Raw genomic sequence first — 274 nt, forward strand, 5'->3', positions numbered from 1 at the left:
GTTATTAACGATGAATTCTACAAAGAAACAATCGATATTTCTGAACAGGAATTTTATAAGCGAATGCAAAACGAGGATGGGAAATTTCAAACATCCCAACCATCCATCAATGATTTTGTAGAGCTTTATAACAAGTTAAAGGAAGAATATGACTGTGGAATAGCTATTCATGCTTCCAGTATATTAACTGGTACCTATCAAGCATCGGTAATTGCTGCAGGCATGGAAAATTTTAAACTGTTTGCGATTGATTCACAAACTGGTTCCTATCCTC

The 274-nt window shown here is 35.0% G+C and carries 1 protein-coding gene; it reads left to right on the plus strand.

The genetic code is table 11. The annotated features are described in order from the left end of the window. Positions 1 to 274: DegV family protein (locus tag V7150_RS26245; RefSeq protein ID WP_335524197.1), on the plus strand; the 274-nt coding region annotated here is incomplete at both ends.

This window comes from Neobacillus drentensis, assembly GCF_036965245.1.
In the GTDB taxonomy this organism is placed as follows: domain Bacteria; phylum Bacillota; class Bacilli; order Bacillales; family Cytobacillaceae; genus Neobacillus; species Neobacillus drentensis_G.